The following is a 2,005-nucleotide window of genomic DNA, read 5'->3' as shown; positions in this document are numbered from 1 at the left end:
TTGATCTCCTCGATCGGCATGGTGGCGTAGTGCGCCTCGGGCGAGCGGCCGTGGCCCTTCGCCGAGCGCATCTCGTAGGGCCACGGCGGGTCCGCCAGGATGGCCCCGTATTTCATCGGGACGAGGGGATCGAAGGGCCAGTTCATCGGGGTATTCTGGGTCTACGCGAAACCGCTTGGATCGCCGAGCAGCTGCTCGATAGCCGATGCATTCCCGGCCTCGATGTTTCGAGCGACCACGTCCATCGCTTGAGCGGGGGTCATATCGCGCTGATCTTGCATGGCGATGATCATGCCGGTGACGTGGGCAAAAAGCGCGAGCGCCTCGGGCTTGCTGATCTCGCCGTTCGTCAGCTCGACCTTCAGACCGTCAAGGAGGCGGGTCTTAGCGCCCATGATCCGGTCTTGTTCGGCATTCGTGGCTCGTCTCATAGGTGCCTCCGGGGGTTTCAACGGCCGTGAACAGGTGGGGAAACCGCCTCGGGCATCTCGTCCCAGGTGCAGCCGTCGAGGAGGCGGCCGGCGGCCTTCTTGCCGACGCGCTCGACCAAGGCGTCGCCCTCGGCCTCGTATCCGACCTCGATCATGCCGTAGCCTTCGTCGGCGCCGACCCAGTGGGTCGGGCTCCCGGTTTCGGCCCAGTCGCCCCACTGCTTGAACAGGAACGGCACACCAGCCGCCTGGCACTGATCCCGCAGGCTGCGCGCCCAGTCGGGATGCATGGGCCGCGCGCCGGGGCCGCTCTCGCCGCCGACGATCACCCAGTCGAGGGGTGGGTATGCAGGCCGTGCGCCATGCAGGGCGCAGACGCATCCGCCATCGACCGGAACTCGCGTCAGGTCCACGGGCCCCAACAACGGCTCGGCCGAGATGAACCGCACCGCCGCCGGCGTCGCCAGCAGGTGCGGGATGCGGGCGTCGGCGGTCGCCTGGTCCTCGACGGAGGTTCCGAGCCAGACGTTGGGGAGGGGCCACGGCGCCAGCTTCACATGGGTGGCGAAGGGCCCCTTGTGGGACACGACCACGCCCCCTGTGTTGTTGATGTAGCTCCGCATCCGCTCCGGCCGCTTGGTCAGCACCTGGAAAGTGTGCTGCGGCGCCCGCGCCACGACCGCGAACACCCGGTCGATCCACTCGTCACGGACGCTCTCGTGGAACAGGTCGCCGTGCGCGCAGACGAAGATCCGGCGCGGCCGGCGCCATCGCAGCGGCTGGTCGAGCCATTCCTCGTTGAAGCGCACCTCTCCCGTGAACTTCGCCTCGCCGGCGGCGTTCAGCCGGGCGAGGCCCTTCCGGCTCGGGTGCTCCCGCATCCGGGTCGCGGCCAGGCGAGCGGCGTAGCAGTGCCGGCAGCCTTCCGAGACCAGCGTGCAGCCGGTGATCGGGTTCCAGGTGGCGTCGGTCCACTCGATCGAGCTGGTCTCAGCCATCGCGCCCACCATCGCTCTGCAGATCGAGGTGGGCGGGCTCGGCGGCGGCCTTGGCCTCGGCGCTCGCCAGGGCGCCGACCGGCAGGGCCATGCAGCGGGTGTAGATCGCGTGGGCGCAGAGGACGATCCGGACGGCGTCGGCGCGCTGGGCGGGTGTGAGCTGGGTCATCCCTGGCGCTCCTCGGGCTGGAGGGCGATGACCTCCGCGGCCTCGCCGGCGGCGACCAGGCAGGCCCGGCCGTCGGCGCCGACGGAGATCCACGTCCAGTCGCCCGCGGCGCTCGCCCAGGCCTCGACGACGATGCCGCGGGCGTCGAGGCCGCGGAAGACGGGCGCCTCGCCGTGCCGGCGCAGGGCCGCGGCCATGTCCTCGTAGACGCCGCAGACGACGGTCGCCTGGGCCTTGGCCGGCTCGACCGCGCAGGCGAGCAATGACGCCCCGAGCGCGACGGCCTCGAGGGCCAGCGCGGGGATCACCCACCAGCCCGGCGTAAACTCTCGATCGTCCATGGCTCAGGCCTCCTGCGCCGCGCCCGCGCCCGCACGGATGCGGGCGCCCCAGGCGTTGTTCACCGC

At 70.8% G+C, this 2,005-nt stretch carries 4 protein-coding genes; all 4 read right to left on the bottom strand.

All coding sequences use genetic code 11. The annotated features are described in order from the left end of the window. Window positions 1-161: 161 nt before the first annotated feature. Genes BM064_RS26560 through BM064_RS26550 form a run of 4 tightly spaced genes read right to left on the bottom strand, consistent with a single transcriptional unit; the run spans window position 162 to window position 1,939 of the window. Window positions 162-431 (bottom strand): hypothetical protein, encoded by a 270-nt coding sequence (locus BM064_RS26560; protein ID WP_092866609.1) that lies wholly within the window; start codon window positions 429-431, stop codon window positions 162-164. Window positions 432-448: 17 nt separating this feature from the next. Further along, complete coding sequence (locus BM064_RS26555) at window positions 449-1,429, bottom strand: DUF5131 family protein (RefSeq protein ID WP_092866613.1); 981 nt, start codon at window positions 1,427-1,429, stop codon at window positions 449-451. Next, the gene (locus BM064_RS27720; protein WP_177236420.1) at window positions 1,422-1,598 is read right to left on the bottom strand and encodes a hypothetical protein; all 177 of its coding nucleotides are present in this window, start codon (window positions 1,596-1,598) and stop codon (window positions 1,422-1,424) included. Before BM064_RS27720 ends, BM064_RS26555 begins: the two co-directional genes overlap by 8 nt. Next, window positions 1,595-1,939 (bottom strand): hypothetical protein, encoded by a 345-nt coding sequence (locus tag BM064_RS26550; RefSeq protein ID WP_092866606.1) that lies wholly within the window; start codon window positions 1,937-1,939, stop codon window positions 1,595-1,597. Before BM064_RS26550 ends, BM064_RS27720 begins: the two co-directional genes overlap by 4 nt. Between the last annotated feature and the right edge of the window lie 66 nt (window positions 1,940-2,005).

Origin of the sequence: Albimonas pacifica (assembly GCF_900113695.1) — a bacterium.
Taxonomy (GTDB): domain Bacteria; phylum Pseudomonadota; class Alphaproteobacteria; order Rhodobacterales; family Rhodobacteraceae; genus Albimonas; species Albimonas pacifica.
This window is presented reverse-complemented; position numbering and strand designations above follow the sequence as displayed.

What these genes read in the sequence shown, in the direction of transcription:
- BM064_RS26560 (WP_092866609.1), bottom strand. Translation starts at nt 431, where the DNA reads ATGAGACGAGCCACGAATGCCGAACAAGACCGGATCATGGGCGCTAAG.
- BM064_RS26555 (WP_092866613.1), bottom strand. Translation starts at nt 1,429, where the DNA reads ATGGCTGAGACCAGCTCGATCGAGTGGACCGACGCCACCTGGAACCCG.
- BM064_RS27720 (WP_177236420.1), bottom strand. Translation starts at nt 1,598, where the DNA reads ATGACCCAGCTCACACCCGCCCAGCGCGCCGACGCCGTCCGGATCGTC.
- BM064_RS26550 (WP_092866606.1), bottom strand. Translation starts at nt 1,939, where the DNA reads ATGGACGATCGAGAGTTTACGCCGGGCTGGTGGGTGATCCCCGCGCTG.